Raw genomic sequence first — 19,015 nt, 5'->3', positions numbered from 1 at the left:
TCTACTCCTCCCTCTCACGCAGTCGCGGCATCCCGATCGGGGCCGGGATCTTGCGACCGTCGTCCTCGGTGAACGACACCGTCGGGTCGACGGCGTCGGGGGCGTTGACGAAGGACACGAACCGGGCCAGCTTCTCCGGATCGTCGAGCACCCCTTTCCATTCGCACTGGTAGCCGGCGATGTGGCGGGCCATGGCGTCCTCGAAATCCGCTGCGAGGCCGAGTGAGTCGTGGCAGACGACGTCGCGCAGGTGGTCGAGGCCGCCGTCGAGGGACTCGATCCACGGCGCCGTGCGCTGCAGCCGGTCGGCGGTGCGGATGTAGAACATCAGGAAGCGGTCGATGTAGCGGATGAGGGTGTCGGTGTCCAGGTCACCGGCGAGCAGTCGGGCGTGCGCCGGTGTCATGCCACCGTTGCCGCCCACGTAGAGGTTCCAGCCGGTCTCGGTGGCGATCACCCCGACGTCCTTGCCGCGGGCTTCGGCGCATTCGCGCGCGCAGCCCGACACGCCCATCTTGATCTTGTGCGGGGCCCGCAGACCGCGGTAGCGCAGCTCCAGGTCGATGGCCAGCCGGGTGGAGTCCTGTTGCCCGTAGCGGCACCAGCGGCTGCCCACACAGCTTTTGACGGTCCGCAGGGCCTTGCCGTAGGCGTGACCGGATTCCATGCCGGCGTCCACCAGCCGGGCCCAGATCGCGGGCAACTGGTCGACGCGGGCGCCGAACAGGTCGATGCGCTGCCCGCCGGTGATCTTGGTGTACAGGCCGAAGTCCTGGGCGATCTGGCCGATCAGGATCAGGTGTTCGGGAGTGATCTCCCCGCCGGGGACCCGCGGCACCACCGAATAACTGCCGTTGCGTTGGATGTTGGCCAGGAAGTGGTCGTTGGAATCCTGCAGGGCGGCCTGTTCGCCGTCGAGGATGTGGTCGGACCCGGTCGAGGCCAGGATCGAGGCGACCACGGGTTTGCAGATGTCGCAGCCGGTTCCGGTCCCGAAGCGTTCCGCCAGGGCGGAGAAGGTCCGGATGCCGGTGGCGCTGACGATCTCGAACAGCTCGGCCCGCGACTGGGCGAAATGCTCGCACAGCGCCGTGGATTGCTCGACGCCTTCGGCCTCGAGCAACTGTTTGAGCAGGGGCACGCAGGAACCGCACGCGGTGCCCGCGCCGGTGCACGCCTTCAGCGCGGGCACGTCGCTGCACCCGCCGGCGATGGCGGCGGTGATCTCGCCCTTGCTGATGTTGTTGCAGGAGCAGATCTGGGCGGTCTCGGGTAGCGCGGCCACTCCCGGCGCGGCGCCGTCGCCGCCCGGGCCGGCGGCGATGAACGCCATCGGGTCCCCCGGCAGCCGGGCGCCCACCAGCGGGCGCAGCACCCCGTAGGAGGAGGCGTCGCCGACCAGCACCCCGCCGAGCAGGGTCTCGGCGTCGTCGGAGAGCACCAGTTTGGCGTAGGTGCGGTGGACCGCGTCGTTGACGGTGACCGCCAGGCTGTCCGGGTGCTCCCCGAGCGCGTCGCCGAAGCTGGCGACGTCCACCCCGAGCAGTTTCAGCTTGGTGGCGGTGTCGGCGCCGGGGAAGGCGGCGGCGCCGCCGAGTAGGCGGTCGGCCACCACCTCGGCGGTGGCGTAGCCGGGGGCGACCAGCCCGTAGCAGCGGCCCTCGACGGCGGCGACCTCCCCGATCGCGTAGATGTCGGGGTCGCTGGTGCGGCAGGCGCGGTCGGTGAGCACCCCGCCGCGCTCGGCGGTGCGCAGTCCGGCGGCGCGGGCCAGTTCGTCGCGGGGCCGGATGCCGGCGGCGAAGATCACCAGCCCGGCGTCGATGGTGGCGCCGTCGGTCAGGCGCACCCGCAGACCCGCACCGTCGGGTTGCGGGGCGATCTCCGCGGTGCCGGTGTCCACCCGCACGTCGATGCCGAGGTCGGCGATGAGCCGGGCCAGCACCGCGCCGCCGCCCTGGTCGAGTTGCTGGGCCATCAGCCGCGGTGCGCGCTCGACGACCACCGGTTGCACTCCCATGCCGCGCAGCGCGTTGGCCGCCTCCAAACCCAGCAGGCCCCCGCCGACGACCACCCCGGCGCGGCCGGCGGCCCGTGCCGCGGTCGCGCGGATCGCGTCGAGGTCATCGAGGGTGCGGTAGACGTGACAGCCGGGCAGGTCGTGGCCGGGCACCGGCGGCACGAACGCCGCCGACCCGGTGGCCAGCACGAGGGTGTCGTAGCCGTGTCGGTCACCGGCGGCGGTGACGACGGTTTTGCCGGCCCGGTCGACGGCGACGGCGCGGCTGCCCAGGTGCAACCGCACCCGGTCGTCGCCGGGGTAGGAGTTGCCCGGCAGCGCCATCGGCGCCCGGTCCCAGTGCTCGGTGTAGCCGGTGAGGCCGACGCGGTCGTAGGCGGCGTGCGCTTCCTCGCCGAGGACGGTGACGCGCCAGCGGCCGGTGTCGTCGCGGGCGCGCAACGCCTCGATCAGCCGGTGCGCGACCATGCCGTGGCCGACGACCACCAACTTCCGTGTGCTGTTCCCGTTGCGGACCATGTTCGCAGGTTAAGAAGGCGGTGTTGCGGTCGTGTCGCCTCGTGTGACGGCGCGATGACGGTCTGCTCACAGCCCGGTTGGCCGCCGGTGAGGTTGTTCGCGGTGGGCGAACACGCCCCGGGACTTTAGCGTGGTCGACTCAAGTTGCACGGGGCGGAGGCCGGCACCGGGCCGGTCCCCGACAAGCGAACACCAGCTGTGGAAACAAAGGAGACAACCATGAGCAACCTGACACTGTGGTCGCGCCCGGCGTTCGACGTCGACCGCTGGGTCCACGATTTCTTCGGTGAGGGCGCCGGCTGGCTGAAGCCGGTCACCGTCGACGCCGGCTTCCACCCGGCCGCCGAGATCATCCGGGACGGCGAGGACGCGGTAGTCCGGCTGGAGCTGCCCGGCGTGGACGTCGAGAAGGACGTCACCGTGGAGGTGGACGGCGGTCAGCTGGTCATCCACGGCGAACGCCGCGACGAGCACGCCGAGGCGACCGATGGCCGCACCCTGCGGGAGGTCCGCTACGGATCGTTCCGCCGCACCTTCCGGCTGCCCGAGCACGTGACCGGTGACGCGGTCGCGGCGTCCTACGACGCCGGGGTGCTCAGCGTCCGGGTGACCGGCGCCTACGCGGGGTCGGAGCCCAAGCGCATCGCGATCACCAAGTAACCCCCCGGCGATCCGGCGCCGGTCCGGATCGGCCGCCGCTTTCGAGATGCGGCGGGGCGCAACCGCCCCGCCGCATTTCCTTTCGCGGTTAGCCCGGCGGCCTTACCCTGGGTGCCGTAGTGTGATCCATGACACCTTCGGCCGCTAGGAGCTCTGTTGTCTCGCCCCACCGAATTCACCGAGCTGTACGACCTGATCGGTGGATTGCGCCGCAGCCTTTCGGCGCTCAAGACGCGCTACGCCGACGTCCCCGGGATGCGGCGCATCGTCGCCGACATCGACCGGCTGGTCGCCGATGCCGAACTGCTCGACGCCGACCTGGACGAACTGGACCTCAGCCGCTGGGCGGCCACCCACCCCGAAGAGAAGATCACCATCCCCGACACCGAATACGACATCGAGTTCTGGCGTGATGTCGACGACGAGGGGCTGGGCGGCTCCCGCTTCTGAGACCGCGCTCCAGCGCTAGTGGCGCGCATTCCACCACGGGCCTCCCGGTGATTTGAGTATCCTCCGAACAGCCCACGTGAAGAGGATCACTTTCTATGAGCGCACCCGCCGTGACCCGCCGCGCCACCGGTGTTTTCTCCGCCGAACGCGCCCAACTCGACCGCCGCACGCTGCGCACCGACCGGTGGTGGCTGCAGCCGCTGCTGGTCAACCTCGGTCTCGGCGCGTTCATCCTCTACGCGACCGTGCGCGCGTTTTGGGGACGCGACTACTGGGTCGACGACTACCACTACCTGACGCCGTTCTACTCGCCGTGCATCAGCGCCTCCTGCGTGCCCAACGCCAGCCACCTGGGGGTGTGGTTCGGGCACTTCCCGCCCTGGATCCCGTTGGGCATGTTGGTGTTGCCGATCCTGCTGGCGTTCCGGGTCACCTGCTACTACTACCGCAAGGCCTACTACCGCTCGGTGTGGCAGTCCCCGACCGGCTGCGCGGTGCCCGAGCCCCGCAAGGGCTACACCGGCGAGACCCGCTTCCCGCTGATCTTCCAGAACGGCCACCGCTACTTCTTCTACCTGGCGTCGGCGATCCTGCTGCTCAACACCTATGACGCGGCGGCCGCCTTCTACTCCGCGGACGCCAACAACGGGCAGGGCGGATTCGGCTTCGGGCTGGGCAACATCATCCTGGTGGCCAACGTGGCGTTGCTGTGGGCCTACACCGGTGGCTGCCACTCCTGCCGGCATGTCATCGGCGGACGGCTCAAGCACTTCTCCAAGCATCCGGTGCGCTACTGGCTGTGGACCAAGGTGTCCTGGTTCAACGCCCGGCACATGACGTTCGCTTGGATCACGCTGGGCACCTTGGCGTTCACCGACTTCTACGTCTGGATGGTCTCCAGCGGGACCATCACCGACTTCCGGTTCATCGGGTGAGCGGCGTCGCGGCGCTCGCCGCCGATGCCGGCCCAGCAACGACAGGACAAGTGAGGGTTCATGGTTGAAGTCGAACGGCACGCCTACGACGTCGTCGTGATCGGTGCCGGCGGCGCGGGGTTGCGCGCGGTGATCGAAGCCCGCGAGCGCGGCCTGCGGGTCGCGGTGGTGTGCAAGTCGCTGTTCGGCAAGGCCCACACCGTGATGGCCGAGGGTGGCTGCGCCGCCTCGATGGGCAACGTCAACGACAAGGACAACTGGAAAGTTCACTTCGGTGACACCATGCGCGGCGGCAAGTTCCTCAACAACTGGCGGATGGCCGAGTTGCACGCCAAGGAGGCCCCCGACCGGGTGTGGGAGCTGGAGACCTACGGGGCGCTGTTCGACCGCACCAAGGACGGCCGGATCAGCCAGCGCAACTTCGGCGGCCACACCTACCCGCGGCTGGCCCACGTCGGTGACCGCACCGGGCTGGAACTCATCCGCACCATGCAGCAGAAGATCGTCTCGCTGCAGCAGGAGGACAAGGCCGAGTACGGCGACTACGAGGCCCGGATCAAGGTGTTCATGGAGTGCACCATCACCGAGCTGGTCAAAGACGGCGACCGCATCGCCGGGGCTTTCGGCTACTGGCGCGAGTCCGGCCGGTTCATCCTGTTCGAGGCGCCCGCGGTGGTGCTGGCCACCGGCGGGATCGGCAAGTCGTTCAAGGTGACGTCGAACTCCTGGGAGTACACCGGCGACGGGCACGCGCTGGCCCTGCGGGCCGGGGCGAGCCTGATCAACATGGAGTTCATCCAGTTCCACCCCACCGGGATGGTCTGGCCGCCCAGCGTCAAGGGCATCCTGGTCACCGAGGGCGTGCGCGGCGACGGCGGGGTGCTGAAGAACTCCGAGGGCGCCCGGTTCATGTTCGACTACATCCCGCCGGTGTTCAAAGGCCAGTACGCCGAGACCGAGGACGAGGCCGACCAGTGGCTCAAGGACAACGACTCCGCCCGGCGCACCCCGGACCTGCTGCCCCGCGACGAGGTGGCCCGCGCGATCAACTCCGAGGTGAAGGCGGGCCGCGGCTCCCCGCACGGCGGGGTCTACCTCGACATCGCCTCGCGGCTCACGCCCGAGGAGATCACCCGGCGGCTGCCGTCGATGTACCACCAGTTCATGGAGCTCGCCGAGGTCGACATCACCAAGCAGCCCATGGAGGTCGGGCCGACCTGTCACTACGTGATGGGGGGCATCGAGGTCGACCCGGACACCGGGGCCGCCACCACGCCGGGGCTGTTCGCCGCCGGGGAGTGTTCCGGCGGGATGCACGGTTCCAACCGGCTCGGCGGCAACTCGCTGTCGGACCTGCTGGTGTTCGGCCGGCGCGCCGGGCTGGGCGCGGCCGACTACGTCGACAAGCTGGACAGCCGGCCGCAGGTGGACCCGGTCGCCGTCGACGCCGCCGCGAAGCTGGCGTTGGCGCCGTTCAACGGCCCGACCGGCACCACCCGCCCGGAGAACCCCTACACGCTGCACACCGAGTTGCAGGAGGCGATGAACGAACTCGTCGGCATCATCCGCAAGGCCGACGAGATGCGGCAGGCGCTGGCCAAGCTCGAGGAGCTCAAGGCCCGCTTCGCCAACATCGCCGTGGAGGGGCACCGCCAGTTCAACCCGGGCTGGCACCTGGCGGTCGACCTGCGCAACATGCTGCTGATCAGCGAGTGCGTGGCCAAGGCGGCGCTGGAGCGCACCGAGAGCCGCGGCGGGCACACCCGCGACGACTACCCGGCGATGGACGCCGAGTGGCGTCGCACCCTGCTGGTGTGCCGCACCACCGGCGACAACGCGGTGGTGCCCGACGTCGACGTCACCCGGGAGTCCCAGACCCCGGTGCGCGAGGACCTGCTGGAGCTGTTCGAGATCGACGAGCTCGAGAAGTACTTCACCGACGACGAACTGGCCGATCACCCAGGACGGAGAAGCTGACATGAGCTACGACGCGACGTTTCAGGTCTGGCGCGGCGACGAGGACGGCGGCGCCCTCGAGGAGTTCACCGTCGAGGTCAACGAGGGCGAAGTGGTGCTCGACGTCATCCACCGGCTGCAGGCCACCCAGACCCCCGACCTGGCGGTGCGCTGGAACTGCAAGGCCGGCAAGTGCGGCTCCTGTTCGGCGGAGATCAACGGCCACCCGAAGCTGATGTGTATGACCCGGATGTCGACGTTCGACCCCGACGAGGTCGTCACCGTCACCCCGATGCGCACCTTCCCGGTGGTCCGCGACCTGGTCACCGACGTCTCCTACAACTACGAGAAGGCGCGCGAGATCCCGTCGTTCACCCCGCCCGCCGGTCTCGCGCCCGGCGAGTACCGGATGGACCAGCGCGACGTCGAACGGTCCCAGGAGTTCCGGGAATGCATCGAGTGCTTCCTGTGCCAGGACGTGTGCCACGTGATCCGCGACCACGAGGACAACAAGAAGAACTACGCCGGGCCGCGCTTTTTCATCCGGATCGCCGAGCTGGAGATGCATCCCCTCGACCAGGGCGACCGGCGTGACCTCGCCCAGGACGACGCCGGGCTGGGCATGTGCAACATCACCAAGTGCTGCACCGAGGTCTGCCCGGCCGGCATCAAGATCACCGACAACGCGATCATCCCGATGAAAGAGCGTGTCGCCGGCCACCGCTACGACCCGATCGTGTGGCTGGGCAACAAACTGTTCCGCCGCTAGCGGCCCGCCCCGCGATCAGGTCCGGTCAGCCGCGCAGCCGACGGAAGGCGCTGCGGTGGAACACGATCGGCGCGACGTCGGGGTGCACAGTGATGTCGTTGACCCGCAGCAGCACCAGGGTGTGATCCCCGGCGGGGATCAACTGTTCGATCGCGCTCTCCAGCCAGACGCTGGTGCCTTTGATGAACACCGCGCCGGTGGCGCTCGACTGGGTCTCCAGGCCGGCGAAGCGGTCGCCGGTCTTGGCCGCCAGGGTGCGCGCCGCGGTGTCGTGCGCCTCGCCGAGGACGCTGATGCCCAGCACCGGCAGGTCGCGCAGCCGCGGCCAGGTGGTGGAGGAGTTCTGCACGCAGAACGACACCAGCGGCGGCTCCAGCGACACCGGAACGAAGGTGCTGGCCGCCAGGCCGACCCGGGCCCCGTCGACCTCGGCGGCGATGGCGATGACACCGGAGGGAAAGTGCCCGAACGCCTCGCGCAGCGCCGCCGGACTCAGCTCACTGGGGGTACTCACTCAGCTTCTTCCACAGCAGGTTCTTCAGGTTCTTCAACACCCACGTCGACATGGTCGGGAGGTCTGTCCGTACCCTACCCGCCGCAGCTGCCCGGATAACCAGCCGCCCGGCTCGGCGCCCGCGGCTCGAACGACTCGATTCCCGCAGGTCACCGAGCTATTCGCGACGCCGGAACGGATCACAGCCAACCGGTTGGTTTGGGCTAGGTAACAATTTTGCCGGTCAGCTTGCGCCGAAGTTACCCACCGGTTACCTTGAGGGTCGTTACTGGTGGGTAACTTAGCCCGAGTACCCAACCGTCAAGTGGCGCTCTCATCGAGGAGGAAGTCCGTGAGCCACTACAAGAGCAACATCCGTGACCAGGTGTTCAACCTGTTCGAAGTCCTCGGTGTCGACAAGGCGCTCGGCAAGGGCGCCTACGCCGACCTGGACGTCGAGACCGCCCGCGACATGCTCACCGAGATGGCCCGGCTGGCCGAAGGCCCGATCGCCGAGTCGTTCGTCGAAGGCGACCGTAACCCGCCGGTGTTCGACCCGGAAACCCACAGCGTGACCCTGCCGGAGTCGTTCAAGGCCTCGGTGCGCGCGGTCATCGAGGCCGGCTGGGACAAGGCCGGGCTCGACGAGGAGCTCGGCGGCATGCCGATGCCCAAGGCGCTGATGTGGGCGCTCAACGAGCACATCCTCGGCGCCAACCCGGCGGTCTGGATGTACGCCGGCGGCGCCGGCTTCGCCAACATCCTCTACCACCTCGGCACCGACGAGCAGAAGAAGTGGGCCGTCACCGCCGCCGAACGCGGCTGGGGCTCCACCATGGTGCTCACCGAGCCCGACGCCGGATCGGACGTCGGCGCCGGCCGCACCAAGGCGGTCCAGCAGGACGACGGCACCTGGCACATCGACGGGGTGAAGCGGTTCATCACCTCCGCCGACTCCGACGACCTGTTCGAGAACATCTTCCACCTGGTGCTGGCCCGCCCCGAGGGCGCAGGCCCGGGCACCAAGGGCCTGTCGCTGTTCTTCGTCCCGAAGGTGCTGTTCGACTTCGAGACCGGCGAGATGGGTGAGCGCAACGGCGTGTTCGTCACCAACATCGAGCACAAGATGGGCCTGAAGGTCTCCACCACCTGTGAGCTGACCTTCGGTCAGCACGGCGTGCCCGCGAAGGGCTGGCTGGTCGGCGAGGTGCACGACGGCATCGCGCAGATGTTCGAGGTGATCGAGCAGGCCCGCATGATGGTCGGCACCAAGGCGATCGCGACGCTGTCCACCGGCTACCTCAACGCACTCGAGTACGCCAAGGAGCGGGTGCAGGGCGCCGACCTGACCCAGATGACCGACAAGACCGCGCCGCGGGTCACCATCACCCACCACCCGGACGTGCGGCGCTCGCTGATGACCCAGAAGGCCTACGCCGAGGGGCTGCGCGCGCTGTACATGTACACCGGCACCTACCAGGACGCCGAGGTGGCGACCGCGGTGCACGACATCGACCCGGAACTGGCCGTGAAGGTCAACGACCTGCTCCTGCCGATCGTCAAGGGGGTCGGCTCCGAGCAGGCCTACGCCAAGCTCACCGAGAGCCTGCAGACCCTCGGCGGCTCGGGCTTCCTGCAGGACTACCCGATCGAGCAGTACATCCGCGACGCCAAGATCGACTCGCTGTACGAGGGCACCACCGCCATCCAGGCCCAGGACTTCTTCTTCCGCAAGATCGTCCGGGACAAGGGTGTGGCGCTCGGGCACGTCGCCGGCCAGATCGAGGCGTTCGTCAAGAGCGAGTCCGGCAACGGGCGGCTCAAGACCGAGCGTGAGCTGCTGGGCACCGCGCTGGCCGATATCCAGGGCATGGCCGCCGCGCTCACCGGCTACCTGATGGCCGCCCAGGAGGAGGTCACCAGCATCTACAAGGTGGGGCTGGGCTCGGTGCGGTTCCTGATGGCCGTCGGTGACCTGATGATCGGCTGGCTGCTGCAGCGCCAGGCGGCGGTGGCCGTGGAGGCGCTCGACGCCGGGGTCAGCGACGAGGACCGGGCCTTCTACGAGGGCAAGATCGCGGTGGCGTCGTTCTTCGCCAAGAACGTCCTGCCGCTGCTCTCCAGCACCCGCCAGGTCATCGAGACCCTGGACAACGAGATCATGGAGCTCGACGAAGCGGCGTTCTGACCGAACCCGCGCAGTGCACGACGGGCCCCCGGGCGATCCTCGGGGGCCCGTTGCGTTCGGGCTGCCGGATCGGTGCTACCGCACAGCAGGCACATATACGCAGGACAGGCCACCCGCCTCGGACGAATAGCATTTGACTGCTCCGGAGGCTTGCCCGGAACTGTCGAACTGGACTTCCATGGTGGCCGGCTCGTGGAGCGAGGGCCTGGTCGCCGGGTCGGGCTGGGCCCACGGATGCCAGGCCAGCAGGCCGGCGCCCAGGATCGCCAACGCCAAGACCGCGGTGGGCTTTGTCAGCGATCGCGACTGCGGGGGCAGGTAGCCCGGCTGGGTGGGCTGCTGCGGAGATTGCGGAGGTGTGTTGGCCATGGTGGGTTATCCAAGCAGGCGCGCACGCCGTCTGCCGCGGCCGGTCCGGGCGGTCATCCCTGAAATCGACGCCGTGGCGGCCCGATAACCCGATTTTTCGGGGTATAGGCCGATCTCGACGTCGATTTCAGGGGGTATCGCCTCAGCCGTCGAGCCGGCGCAGCAGCGCGCGGGTGCGGGCCCGGCCCTCCGCAGCCGGGTCGAAGACCACCCCGACGAACTCGTCGACGCCGGCCGCCGCGAACGCCGTGATCTGCTCGGCGACGGTGTCCTCGTCGCCCACCAGCGCGATCTCCTCGGGTGCGCGGAAGCCCTCCCGGTCCAACACGGCCCGGTAGGAGGGCAGGTAGCCGTACACGGCGAACTGTTCGGCGGCGACCGCGCGGGCGGAGTCGACGTCGTCGGTGACGCTGACCGGGATGCAGGCGACGACCCGCACCGCGCCGGGCGGACGCCCGGCCTCGGCCGCGGCGTCACGCAAAGTGGGCCCGACGTGGTCGGTCAGCGTTTTCCGCCCGGTCATCCAGGTGATGGTGCCCGCGCTGCGCCGGCCGGCCAGCCGCAGCAGCTGGGGACCGAGCGCCGCGACGTAGACCGGCGGCGGTGGCGCGCCGCTGATCTGCAGCTGGCCGCGGGTGGTGACGGTCTCGCCGGCCGCCTCGGCCCGCTCGCCGGCCAGCAGCGGCTGCAACCCGTCGAGGTATTCGCGCAGCCGACGCACCGGCCGGTCCCACGGAATGCCCCACATGCCTTCGGTGACCGCCTGGTGAGTCATGCCCAGCCCGAGCAGGAACCGCCCCCCGCTGATCAACGACAGGGTCAGCGCCCGCTGCGCCAGCAGCATCGGGTGCTGGTTCTGGATCGGGAGCACCCCGGTGCCGACCTCGATGTCATCGACCTCGCGCAGCACCACGGCCAGCATCGTGATCAGGTCCGGCTCGTGGGGCAGCTGCGGCACCCAGATGCGGCGGAAACCCTCTTGTTTGAGCCCGGCGAAGCGACCCACCGTGGCATCCACCGGAGCTTCGCCGCCGCCGACCGTGCCCAGAATGCTCACCTGCATGGACTCAACCCTAAGCCGGGGCGGAAGAAGCCCGGGTCGGAGCGACCGGAACCGCCGGCGGGCCGCCGCCGGATCCCCTCATCCCGACGACGGCCCCCAGCGGAACGCTCCGCGTAGTCATCGGGTCGGGGGTTCGATGACCAACACGGAGCGCCCTGTGTATCGGGTAACCCGTCGTCGGCGTTACAAAACCGTTCGGGGCTCTCAGGCTTCCACGATCGCGGCGACCCCCTGGCCGCCCGCGGCGCAGATCGAGATCAGCGCCCGGACCGGCCTGTTCTTGGCCGCGCCGGTCCGCTGCGCCTTGGCCTCGGCCACCATCTTGGCGGTCTGGGCCAGGATGCGGCCGCCGGTGGCCGCGAACGGGTGCCCGGCCGCCAGCGAGGAGCCGTTGACGTTGAGCTTGGCGCGGTCGATGGCGCCCAGCGCCTGGTCCAGCCCCAGCCGCTGGGTGCAGTACTGCTCGGATTCCCAGGCGGCCAGGTGGCACAGCACGGTGGCGGCGAACGCCTCGTGGATCTCGTAGAAGTCGAAGTCCTGCAGGGTGAGGCCGTTGCGGGCCAGCAGCCGCGGCACCGCGTAGGTCGGCGCCATCAGCAGCCCGTCGGCGCCGTTGACGTAGTCCACCGCGGCGGTCTCGGCGTCGACGAAGTAGGCCAGCGGGGTCAGGTTGTGCGCCTTGGCCCAGTCCTCGCTGGCCAGCAGCGCCACCGACGCGCCGTCGGTCAGCGGGGTGGAGTTTCCGGCGGTCATGGTGGCGTCACCGGAGCGCACCCCGAACACCGGGCGCAGGGTGGCCAGCTTCTCCGCGCTGGAGTCCGGGCGCAGGTTGTTGTCGCGGTAGAGCCCCAGGAAGGGGGTGACCAGGTCGTCGAAGAAGCCGCGGTCGTAGGCGGCGGCCATGTTGCGGTGGCTGGCGGCGGCCAACTCGTCCTGGTCGGTGCGCTTGATCCCCATCTCCTTGGTGGTGATCGCCTGGTGCTCACCCATCGACAGCCCGGTGCGCACCTCCTGGTTGGCGGGGATCTCCACACCGAGGGTGGCCGGCAGTTTGGCGACCAGCTTCAGCCGCTGGACGTTGGATTTGGCCCGACGCAGCGCCAGCAGCGTCTTGCGCAGCTGGTCGCCGACCTCCAGCGGCGCGTCGGAGGTGGTGTCCACCCCGCCCGCCGCGGCGACCTCGTAGCGCCCGGCGGCCACCCCGTCGGCGGCGCTGATCGCCGCCTGCAGGCCGGTGCCGCAGGCCTGCTGCAGGTCGAAGGCGGGAGTGTAGGAGGACAGTTTGGAGCCGAGCACGCATTCGCGGATGAGGTTGAAGTCGCGGCTGTGCTTGAGCACCGCGCCGCCGATCACCGCGTCGAGGCGCTCACCGGCCAGACCGAACCGGTCGACCAGCCCGTCGAGGGCCGCGGTGAACATGTCCTGGTTGGACGCCTCGGCGTAGGCGCCGTCGGAGCGGGCGAACGGGATGCGGTTGCCGCCCAGGATGGCGACGCGCCGCCGCTCGGTGACGGGCTGCGTTTCTTTCGGGGCGGCTTTGGCGGTGGCTTTCGGAGCTTTCGCGGCCTGGGCGGTTTTCGCGGTTTTCGCGGCTTTCGGGGTGGGCTCGGTGGGGGCCATGGTCTCTCCGATGGTCGGTGTTGTCGGTGCGGGCGGGCCACATGTCAGCCGGGGTAGCGATGGCCGACGTCGGGTCATACTACCCACTGTTCTTACTCTGGAGTAAGTTCGTTGTAGTACACGATACGCCCGACACGGAAGGCAGTTCAGTGGCGCCCAAGCTTCCCTCCGACCTGTTCTCGCAGGTCGTCAACTCCGCACCCGGATCTTTCCTGGCCAAACAACTCGGCGTCCCGCAGCCCGAGACGCTGCGCCGCTACCGCCCCGGGGACCGGCCGCTGGCCGGCTCGCTGCTGATCGGCGGGGAGGGCCGGGTCGTCGAACCGCTGCGCGACGCCCTGGCCGACGACTACGACCTGGTCGCCGACAACCTCGGCGGACGCTGGGCCGACTCGTTCGGCGGGCTGGTGTTCGACGCCACCGGGATCACCGAGCCGGCCGGGCTGAAGGCCCTGCACGACTTCTTCACCCCGCTGCTGCGCAACCTGGGCGCCTCGGGCCGGGTGGTGGTCGTCGGCAGCACCCCCGACGAGGTCGAGAACGTCGACGAGCGGATCGCCCAGCGCGCCCTGGAGGGCTTCACCCGCTCCCTGGGCAAGGAGCTGCGCCGCGGCGCGACGGTGGCGCTGGTGTACCTGTCACCCGCCGCCAAGACCGGCATCTCCGGCGCCGAGTCGACGCTGCGGTTCATCCTGTCGGCCAAATCCGCCTACGTCGACGGGCAGGTGTTCTACGTCGGCGCCGGCGAGGCGACCGCCCCCGCCGACTGGGACAAGCCGCTGGACGGCAAGGTCGCGATCGTCACCGGTGCCGCCCGCGGGATCGGCGCGACCATCGCGGAGGTGTTCGCCCGGGACGGCGCGAAGGTGGTGGCGATCGACGTCGCCGCGGCCTCCGAGGCGCTGGAGAAGACCGCCGCCAAGGTGGGTGGCACCGCCCTGGCGCTGGACGTCACCGCCGACGACGCGGTCGACCGCATCACCGCGCATCTGCGCGAGCACTACGACGGCAAGGCCGACATCCTGGTCAACAACGCCGGTATCACCCGCGACAAGCTGCTGGCCAACATGGACGACGCCCGCTGGGACGCGGTCGTCGCGGTGAACCTGCTCGCCCCGCAGCGGCTCACCGAGGGGCTGGTCGACGCCGGCGCGATCGGCGCGGGCGGCCGGGTGATCGGGCTGTCGTCGATGGCCGGGATCGCCGGTAACCGCGGCCAGACCAACTACGCGGCCACCAAGGCCGGGATGATCGGGCTGACCCAGGCGCTGGCGCCGGTGCTGGCCGAGAAGGACATCACGATCAACGCGGTCGCGCCCGGTTTCATCGAGACCGACATGACCGCGGCGATCCCGCTGGCCACCCGGGAGGTGGGGCGCCGGCTGAACTCGCTGTTCCAGGGCGGTGAGCCGGTCGACGTCGCCGAAGCGATCGCGTTCTTCGCCAGCCCGGCTTCTGGCGCCGTCACCGGCACCACGATCCGGGTCTGCGGCCAGGCGATGTTGGGGGCCTGATGACCGAGCAGACACCACAGCCGAGCGCGTTGACCAACATGCTGCGCGCGGTGGCCGGGGCGCTGCCGTTCGTGCCGCGCGGCGACGCGCTGCCCGACCGCACCGTGCGCATCGACGCGTTGCCCATCGACCGGGCGCACGTGGCCGCCTACGCCGACGTGACCGGCCTGCGCTACCGCGACACCGTGCCGCTGACCTACCCGTTCGTGCTGACGTTTCCGACGGTGATGTCGCTGGTGACCGGGTTCGACTTCCCGTTCGCCGCGATGGGCTCGGTGCACACCGAGAACCACATCACCGCCTACCGGCCGATCCGGGTCAACGACACCGTCGGCGTCGCGGTGCACGCGGAGAACCTGCGGGAACACCGCAAGGGCCTGCTGGTCGACATCATCAGTGAGGTCAGTGTCGGCAACGAGCCGGCCTGGCACCAGGTGACCACGTTCCTGCACCAGCAGCGCACCAGCCTCTCCGACCAGCCGAAACCGCCGCCGGTCAAGCAACCCAAGCTGGCGCCGGCGCCGGCGCTGCTGCGTATCTCCCCCGGTCAGATCCGCCGCTACGCCTCGGTGGGCGGGGACCACAACCCGATCCACACCAACGCGATCGGGGCGAAACTGTTCGGGTTCCCCACCGTGATCGCCCACGGCATGTTCACCGCCGCGGCGGCGCTGGCCAACATCGAGGCCCGGCTGCCCGAGCAGGTGCGGTACTCGGTGCGGTTCGGCAAGCCGGTGCTGCTGCCCGCCACGGTGGGGCTGTACACCGAGCGCACCGACGACGGCTGGGAGGTGGCGCTGCGCAACGTCGCCAAGGGCTACCCGCACCTGACCGGCACAGTGACCGCGCTGTAGCACCGCCGCAACGGCCATTTCACCCCGCGTCGCGCGGCGGCCGGGGATAATGCTCGCGGGTGGAAGGACACATGATGCAGACGTTGCGTACCGGAGTCGTCGTCGGGGCGGCCGCGGCCGGGTTGGCGCTGGGCGGGCTGTTCGCCGGGGCCGGCGTCGCGCAGGCCAACGAGTACACCTACCTCAGCGACCTGCGCGCCGCCGGGGTGTTCATCCACACCGACGCCGTGCCCTACGTGCTCCAGCAGGCCTTCCTGGCCTGCCGGGACCTGCGCGACGGGGTGCCGCCGGAGGTGGTGGGCTCGCAGTTCCCGGTCGGCTCCGGGGTGGCGCCGGCCCCCGACCCGAACGTCTACCTCGACATCCTGCAGCGCAACATGTGCCCGCACGCCCTGCAGTGAGCCCCGGTTCGCCCTAACCGGCCGGGTCTTGCGGCCCGGGCTCGGGCGGGGTGCCCTTCAGGCCGCGCCAGAACAGGTTGCTCATCAGCGACGCGGCCTCACCGACATCGGTGTCCCCGGTGCTGACCCGGGTGGCGACCGCCTCCCCCGCGCCGACCAGCGCCACCGCCATCAACTCGAAATCCTCACCCGGTTCGGGGTTGCGGGTGCCCGCCCGCAGCAGCCGGGTGACCAGGTCGATGATCTGCTCACGGCCTTCCCGCACCGTGTGGGCGAACGCCTGGGAACTGGTGGCCTGGGTGTACAGCACGATCCACGAGGCCCGGTTGGTGTCGATGTAGTGCAGGAAGGTGTGGATGGTGTCGGCGAGCAGGCCCTTGGCCGGCTGGTCGAAGTCGATGTCCTCGCGCACCGCCGCGATGAACCGCTTCAGTTCGCGGTCCAGGCAGGCGCCGAACAACTCCTCCTTGGAGCCGTAGTACAGGTACAGCATCGGCTTGGAGATCTCGGCTTTGGCCGCGATCGCGTCCATCGAGGTCTCGTGGTAGCCGTTGATCGAGAACATCTCGACCGCGGCGTCGAGCATCTGCTGTTCGCGGACGGCGCGCGGCAACCGTTTGGTTCCCGCCATGGCTCCCCTTCCGCGCTCGTCCGCCTGCCGCACCTAAGGGTAAAGCCTGGTCAGCCCGCGCAGGCCGGACCCGCGCCTTTCGCGCCGGCCACCCGCTGCACGGCGTTGTTCAGCGCCGCCTCCGGGAAGTCGCCGCGCTCCACCGCGGCCTCGAGGTGGTCGAGCACCGCGGCCACCTCGTCGGTGGTGACCCACAGCGCCACGTCGACCCCGGCCTGCAGGGCGCGCAGCACCGCCTCGGGCACCCCGAAGCGGGCGTTGATCGCCGCCATCGAGGACAGGTCGTCGGTGAAGATCACCCCGTTGTACGGCGGGCCGCCGTAGCCGCCGCCCTGGCGCAGCAGGTTCACCGCCGCCGGGCTGAGGCTGGCCGGGTCCGAGCCGGTCAGCTCGGGCACCTGCAGGTGCCCGATCATCACCGCGGAGCCGTGCTGGTTGACCAGGCTGCGGTAGGGCACCAGGTCGCTGTCCTGCAGCTGCGACAGCGGCGGGGTGGAGACCGCCCCGGTGTGGGTGTCCCCGCTGCCGTGGCCGTGGCCGGGGAAGTGTTTGAGCACCGGCATCAGCCCGGCGTCGTGCAGGCCCCGGGCGTAGGCGTCGGCGTACTCGGTGACCCGCTGCGGGTCGGAGCCGAACGAGCGGTCGCCGATGACGGTGTCGTCGGCGGCGTCGGTGACGTCGACCACCGGGGCGAAGTCGATGGTGATGCCCAGGTCGTGCATCTTGCGGCCCCGCTCCAGCGCGATCTGGTACACCGCCTCGGGGCTGTTGTTCTGCGCCAGCACCTTCGCCGACGGGGACGACCCGATCAGCGACGACAGCCGCGACACCCGGCCGCCCTCCTCGTCGACGCTGACCGCCAGCGCCACCGGACCGGCCTGCGCCTTGATGTCGGGCAGCGACGAGCCGTCGGTGAGCAGCGACAGGTCGGTCCAGCTGCCGATGAAGATGCCGCCGACATGGTGGTCGGCCACCACCGCGCGGGCGTCGGCCGCGTCGCGCACCCCGACCATCAGCAGCTGGGCGAGCTTGTCGCGCACCGGCAGCGCCGTCACGTCCCCGCACGGGGCGGCCGGGTCGGCCAGCGGCGAGTCGGTGGAGGCCGGCGCGGGCACCGGCGCCGACGGGGCGGGCGGCGCCTCGGCCGGCGGCGCCGAGCACGCCATCACCAGGGCGGGCAACGCCGCCAACCCGACAAGCAGACGGGCGTACCGGGGCCGGGGGGCGGGTGTCGGGCGTGCGATCATCGCCCCATCGTGTCATGCAGCGCCCGCCCGGCCGGGCAGCCCCCGTCACCTCCCGCGTGGCGCGGCCGGCTCGTGCTAGTTTGGCGAGCGGGGTAACCCCGATCGGTCGACGTCTAGGAGCCTGACTATGCAGCGGTTCGTCGTACCCGCCGCGGCGAGTGTCGTGGTCGGTCTGCTGCTCGGTGCCGCCGCGATCTTCGGGATCACCTTGATGGTGCAGCAGGACACCAAACCGCAGCTCGCCGGGGGTGACCCGCAGTCGTCGGTGCTCAACCGGGTTGAGTACGGCGACCGCAGCTGACCTGAGCGCACCCGCCGCGCCGGTGCCGGCCCCGCCGACACCGTTGTCGCGCCGGTGGCTGTGGCTGGTCGGCACGATCTCGCTGGCGTGCTGCCTGCTTCAAGCGCCGGGGCAGATCTCGCCCGACACCAAACTCGACCTCACCGCCAACCCGCTGCGCTTCCTGTCCCGGGCCACCAACCTGTGGAGCAGTGAGCTGCCGTTCGGGCAAGCCCAGAACCAGGCCTACGGCTACCTCTTCCCGCACGGCGCCTTCTTCCTGGCCGGTGACGTGCTCGGCGTGCCCGGCTGGATCACCCAGCGGCTGTGGTGGGCGCTGCTGCTGACCGTCGGGTTCTGGGGGCTGCTGCGGGTGGCCGAGGCGCTGCGGATCGGCTCGCCCACCTCGCGGGTGCTGGCCGCGGCCGCGTTCGCGCTGTCCCCGCGGGTGCTGACCACGCTGGGCTCGATCTCCTCCGAGACGCTGCCGATGATGCTGGCGCCGTGGGTGCTGCTGCCGGTGATCCTGGCGCTGGACGGCCGGTCCGGGCGCCGGTTGTCGGTGCTGGCCGGTCAGGCCGGGCTCGCGGTGGCGCTGATGGGGGCGGTCAACGCCGTCGCCACGCTGGCCGGTGGCCTGCCCGCGCTGATCTGGTGGGCCTGCCATCGACCCAACCGCCGCTGGTGGCGTTTCACCGGCTGGTGGGTGTTGGCGTTGGTGCTGGCCAGCACCTGGTGGGTCAGCGCGCTGCTGCTGCTGGGCCGTATCAGCCCGCCGTTCCTGGACTTCATCGAATCCTCCGGGGTCACCACCCAGTGGACGTCGCTGACCGAGATGCTGCGCGGCACCGCCGCGTGGACCCCGTTCGTCGCCCCCGACGCCACCGCCGGCACGTCGCTGGTCACCGGCCCGGTGTACGTGCTGGCCACGGTGCTGGTGGCCGCGGCCGGGCTGGCCGGGCTGGTGCTGCTGGCGCGGCGCCGCACCGCGCCGGCCGGGCGGCTGGTGGTGATGCTGCTGGTGGGGGTGGTGCTGCTGGGCGCCG

Annotated in this window: 18 protein-coding genes; 11 read left to right on the top strand and 7 right to left on the bottom strand. The window is 70.2% G+C overall.

Going from position 1 to position 19,015, the window contains the following annotated elements:
• Window position 1: 1 nt before the first annotated feature.
• Window positions 2-2,539: a nitrite reductase large subunit NirB gene (gene nirB / locus A5643_RS00655; RefSeq protein WP_082948630.1), complete on the bottom strand. Its 2,538-nt coding sequence runs from the start codon at window positions 2,537-2,539 to the stop codon at window positions 2-4.
• 219 nt (window positions 2,540-2,758) lie between these two features.
• Between nirB and A5643_RS00650 the strand changes: the two genes are divergently transcribed.
• The 5 genes from A5643_RS00650 to A5643_RS00630 all read left to right on the top strand — a co-directional run bounded on the left by A5643_RS00650 (window position 2,759) and on the right by A5643_RS00630 (window position 7,309).
• A complete protein-coding gene (locus A5643_RS00650) occupies window positions 2,759-3,199 on the top strand; it encodes an Hsp20/alpha crystallin family protein (protein ID WP_066851093.1) in 441 nt (146 codons plus the stop codon).
• A 156-nt stretch (window positions 3,200-3,355) separates the two neighbouring features.
• Window positions 3,356-3,649, top strand: coding sequence for an Rv0250c family protein (locus tag A5643_RS00645; RefSeq protein ID WP_066851092.1), 294 nt, complete (start codon window positions 3,356-3,358; stop codon window positions 3,647-3,649).
• Window positions 3,650-3,744: 95 nt separating this feature from the next.
• Window positions 3,745-4,584 carry a succinate dehydrogenase subunit SdhC gene (sdhC, locus tag A5643_RS00640; protein WP_066851091.1) on the top strand — a complete coding sequence of 280 codons (840 nt, stop codon included), beginning with the start codon at window positions 3,745-3,747 and terminating at the stop codon, window positions 4,582-4,584.
• Window positions 4,585-4,644: 60 nt separating this feature from the next.
• Window positions 4,645-6,561, top strand: a complete 1,917-nt coding sequence (locus tag A5643_RS00635; RefSeq protein ID WP_066851090.1) for a fumarate reductase/succinate dehydrogenase flavoprotein subunit — start codon at window positions 4,645-4,647, stop codon at window positions 6,559-6,561.
• A gap of 1 nt (window position 6,562) precedes the next feature.
• Entirely contained in the window at window positions 6,563-7,309 is a 747-nt protein-coding gene (locus A5643_RS00630) for a succinate dehydrogenase/fumarate reductase iron-sulfur subunit (RefSeq protein ID WP_066851089.1), read from the top strand.
• A gap of 25 nt (window positions 7,310-7,334) precedes the next feature.
• Here the strand turns inward: A5643_RS00630 and A5643_RS00625 are convergent, their stop codons facing one another.
• Window positions 7,335-7,823, bottom strand: a complete 489-nt coding sequence (locus A5643_RS00625) for a flavin reductase family protein (protein ID WP_066851088.1) — start codon at window positions 7,821-7,823, stop codon at window positions 7,335-7,337.
• 331 nt (window positions 7,824-8,154) lie between these two features.
• Between A5643_RS00625 and A5643_RS00620 the strand changes: the two genes are divergently transcribed.
• Window positions 8,155-9,990, top strand: a complete 1,836-nt coding sequence (locus A5643_RS00620; RefSeq protein ID WP_066851087.1) for an acyl-CoA dehydrogenase — start codon at window positions 8,155-8,157, stop codon at window positions 9,988-9,990.
• Between the two features lie 75 nt (window positions 9,991-10,065).
• On the opposite strand, the gene A5643_RS17950 is transcribed toward A5643_RS00620, so the two are convergent.
• The 3 genes from A5643_RS17950 to A5643_RS00610 form a co-directional block, all read right to left on the bottom strand.
• Window positions 10,066-10,359: a hypothetical protein gene (locus A5643_RS17950; RefSeq protein ID WP_156628411.1), complete on the bottom strand. Its 294-nt coding sequence runs from the start codon at window positions 10,357-10,359 to the stop codon at window positions 10,066-10,068.
• A gap of 142 nt (window positions 10,360-10,501) precedes the next feature.
• A complete protein-coding gene (locus A5643_RS00615; protein WP_066851086.1) occupies window positions 10,502-11,422 on the bottom strand; it encodes a TIGR03564 family F420-dependent LLM class oxidoreductase in 921 nt (306 codons plus the stop codon).
• 204 nt (window positions 11,423-11,626) lie between these two features.
• A complete protein-coding gene (locus tag A5643_RS00610; protein WP_082948629.1) occupies window positions 11,627-13,042 on the bottom strand; it encodes an acetyl-CoA C-acetyltransferase in 1,416 nt (471 codons plus the stop codon).
• Between the two features lie 149 nt (window positions 13,043-13,191).
• Here A5643_RS00610 and A5643_RS00605 point away from each other — a divergent pair, with 149 nt between their 5' ends.
• The 3 genes from A5643_RS00605 to A5643_RS00595 all read left to right on the top strand — a co-directional run bounded on the left by A5643_RS00605 (window position 13,192) and on the right by A5643_RS00595 (window position 15,811).
• Complete coding sequence (locus tag A5643_RS00605; RefSeq protein WP_066851085.1) at window positions 13,192-14,556, top strand: 3-oxoacyl-ACP reductase; 1,365 nt, start codon at window positions 13,192-13,194, stop codon at window positions 14,554-14,556.
• Window positions 14,556-15,410 carry a MaoC/PaaZ C-terminal domain-containing protein gene (locus A5643_RS00600; protein ID WP_066851084.1) on the top strand — a complete coding sequence of 285 codons (855 nt, stop codon included), beginning with the start codon at window positions 14,556-14,558 and terminating at the stop codon, window positions 15,408-15,410. Before A5643_RS00605 ends, A5643_RS00600 begins: the two co-directional genes overlap by 1 nt.
• Window positions 15,411-15,484: 74 nt before the next feature.
• The gene (locus A5643_RS00595) at window positions 15,485-15,811 is read left to right on the top strand and encodes a hypothetical protein (RefSeq protein ID WP_066851118.1); all 327 of its coding nucleotides are present in this window, start codon (window positions 15,485-15,487) and stop codon (window positions 15,809-15,811) included.
• 13 nt (window positions 15,812-15,824) lie between these two features.
• Here A5643_RS00595 and A5643_RS00590 read toward each other — a convergent pair whose 3' ends face one another.
• The gene (locus A5643_RS00590; protein WP_066851083.1) at window positions 15,825-16,442 is read right to left on the bottom strand and encodes a TetR/AcrR family transcriptional regulator; all 618 of its coding nucleotides are present in this window, start codon (window positions 16,440-16,442) and stop codon (window positions 15,825-15,827) included.
• A gap of 50 nt (window positions 16,443-16,492) precedes the next feature.
• Window positions 16,493-17,689, bottom strand: coding sequence for a glycoside hydrolase family 3 N-terminal domain-containing protein (locus A5643_RS00585; RefSeq protein ID WP_082948628.1), 1,197 nt, complete (start codon window positions 17,687-17,689; stop codon window positions 16,493-16,495).
• A 127-nt stretch (window positions 17,690-17,816) separates the two neighbouring features.
• Here A5643_RS00585 and A5643_RS00580 point away from each other — a divergent pair, with 127 nt between their 5' ends.
• Complete coding sequence (locus tag A5643_RS00580) at window positions 17,817-17,990, top strand: DUF2613 domain-containing protein (protein ID WP_066851082.1); 174 nt, start codon at window positions 17,817-17,819, stop codon at window positions 17,988-17,990.
• 22 nt (window positions 17,991-18,012) lie between these two features.
• The coding region (locus tag A5643_RS00575) for an alpha-(1->3)-arabinofuranosyltransferase domain-containing protein (RefSeq protein ID WP_197497608.1) at window positions 18,013-19,015 on the top strand (1,003 nt) is incomplete at its 3' end.

Source organism: Mycobacterium sp. 1274756.6 (assembly GCF_001668625.1).
Taxonomy (GTDB): domain Bacteria; phylum Actinomycetota; class Actinomycetes; order Mycobacteriales; family Mycobacteriaceae; genus Mycobacterium.
Note: the sequence above shows the minus strand (reverse complement) of the source record. Positions and strands in the feature narration are given on the sequence as shown.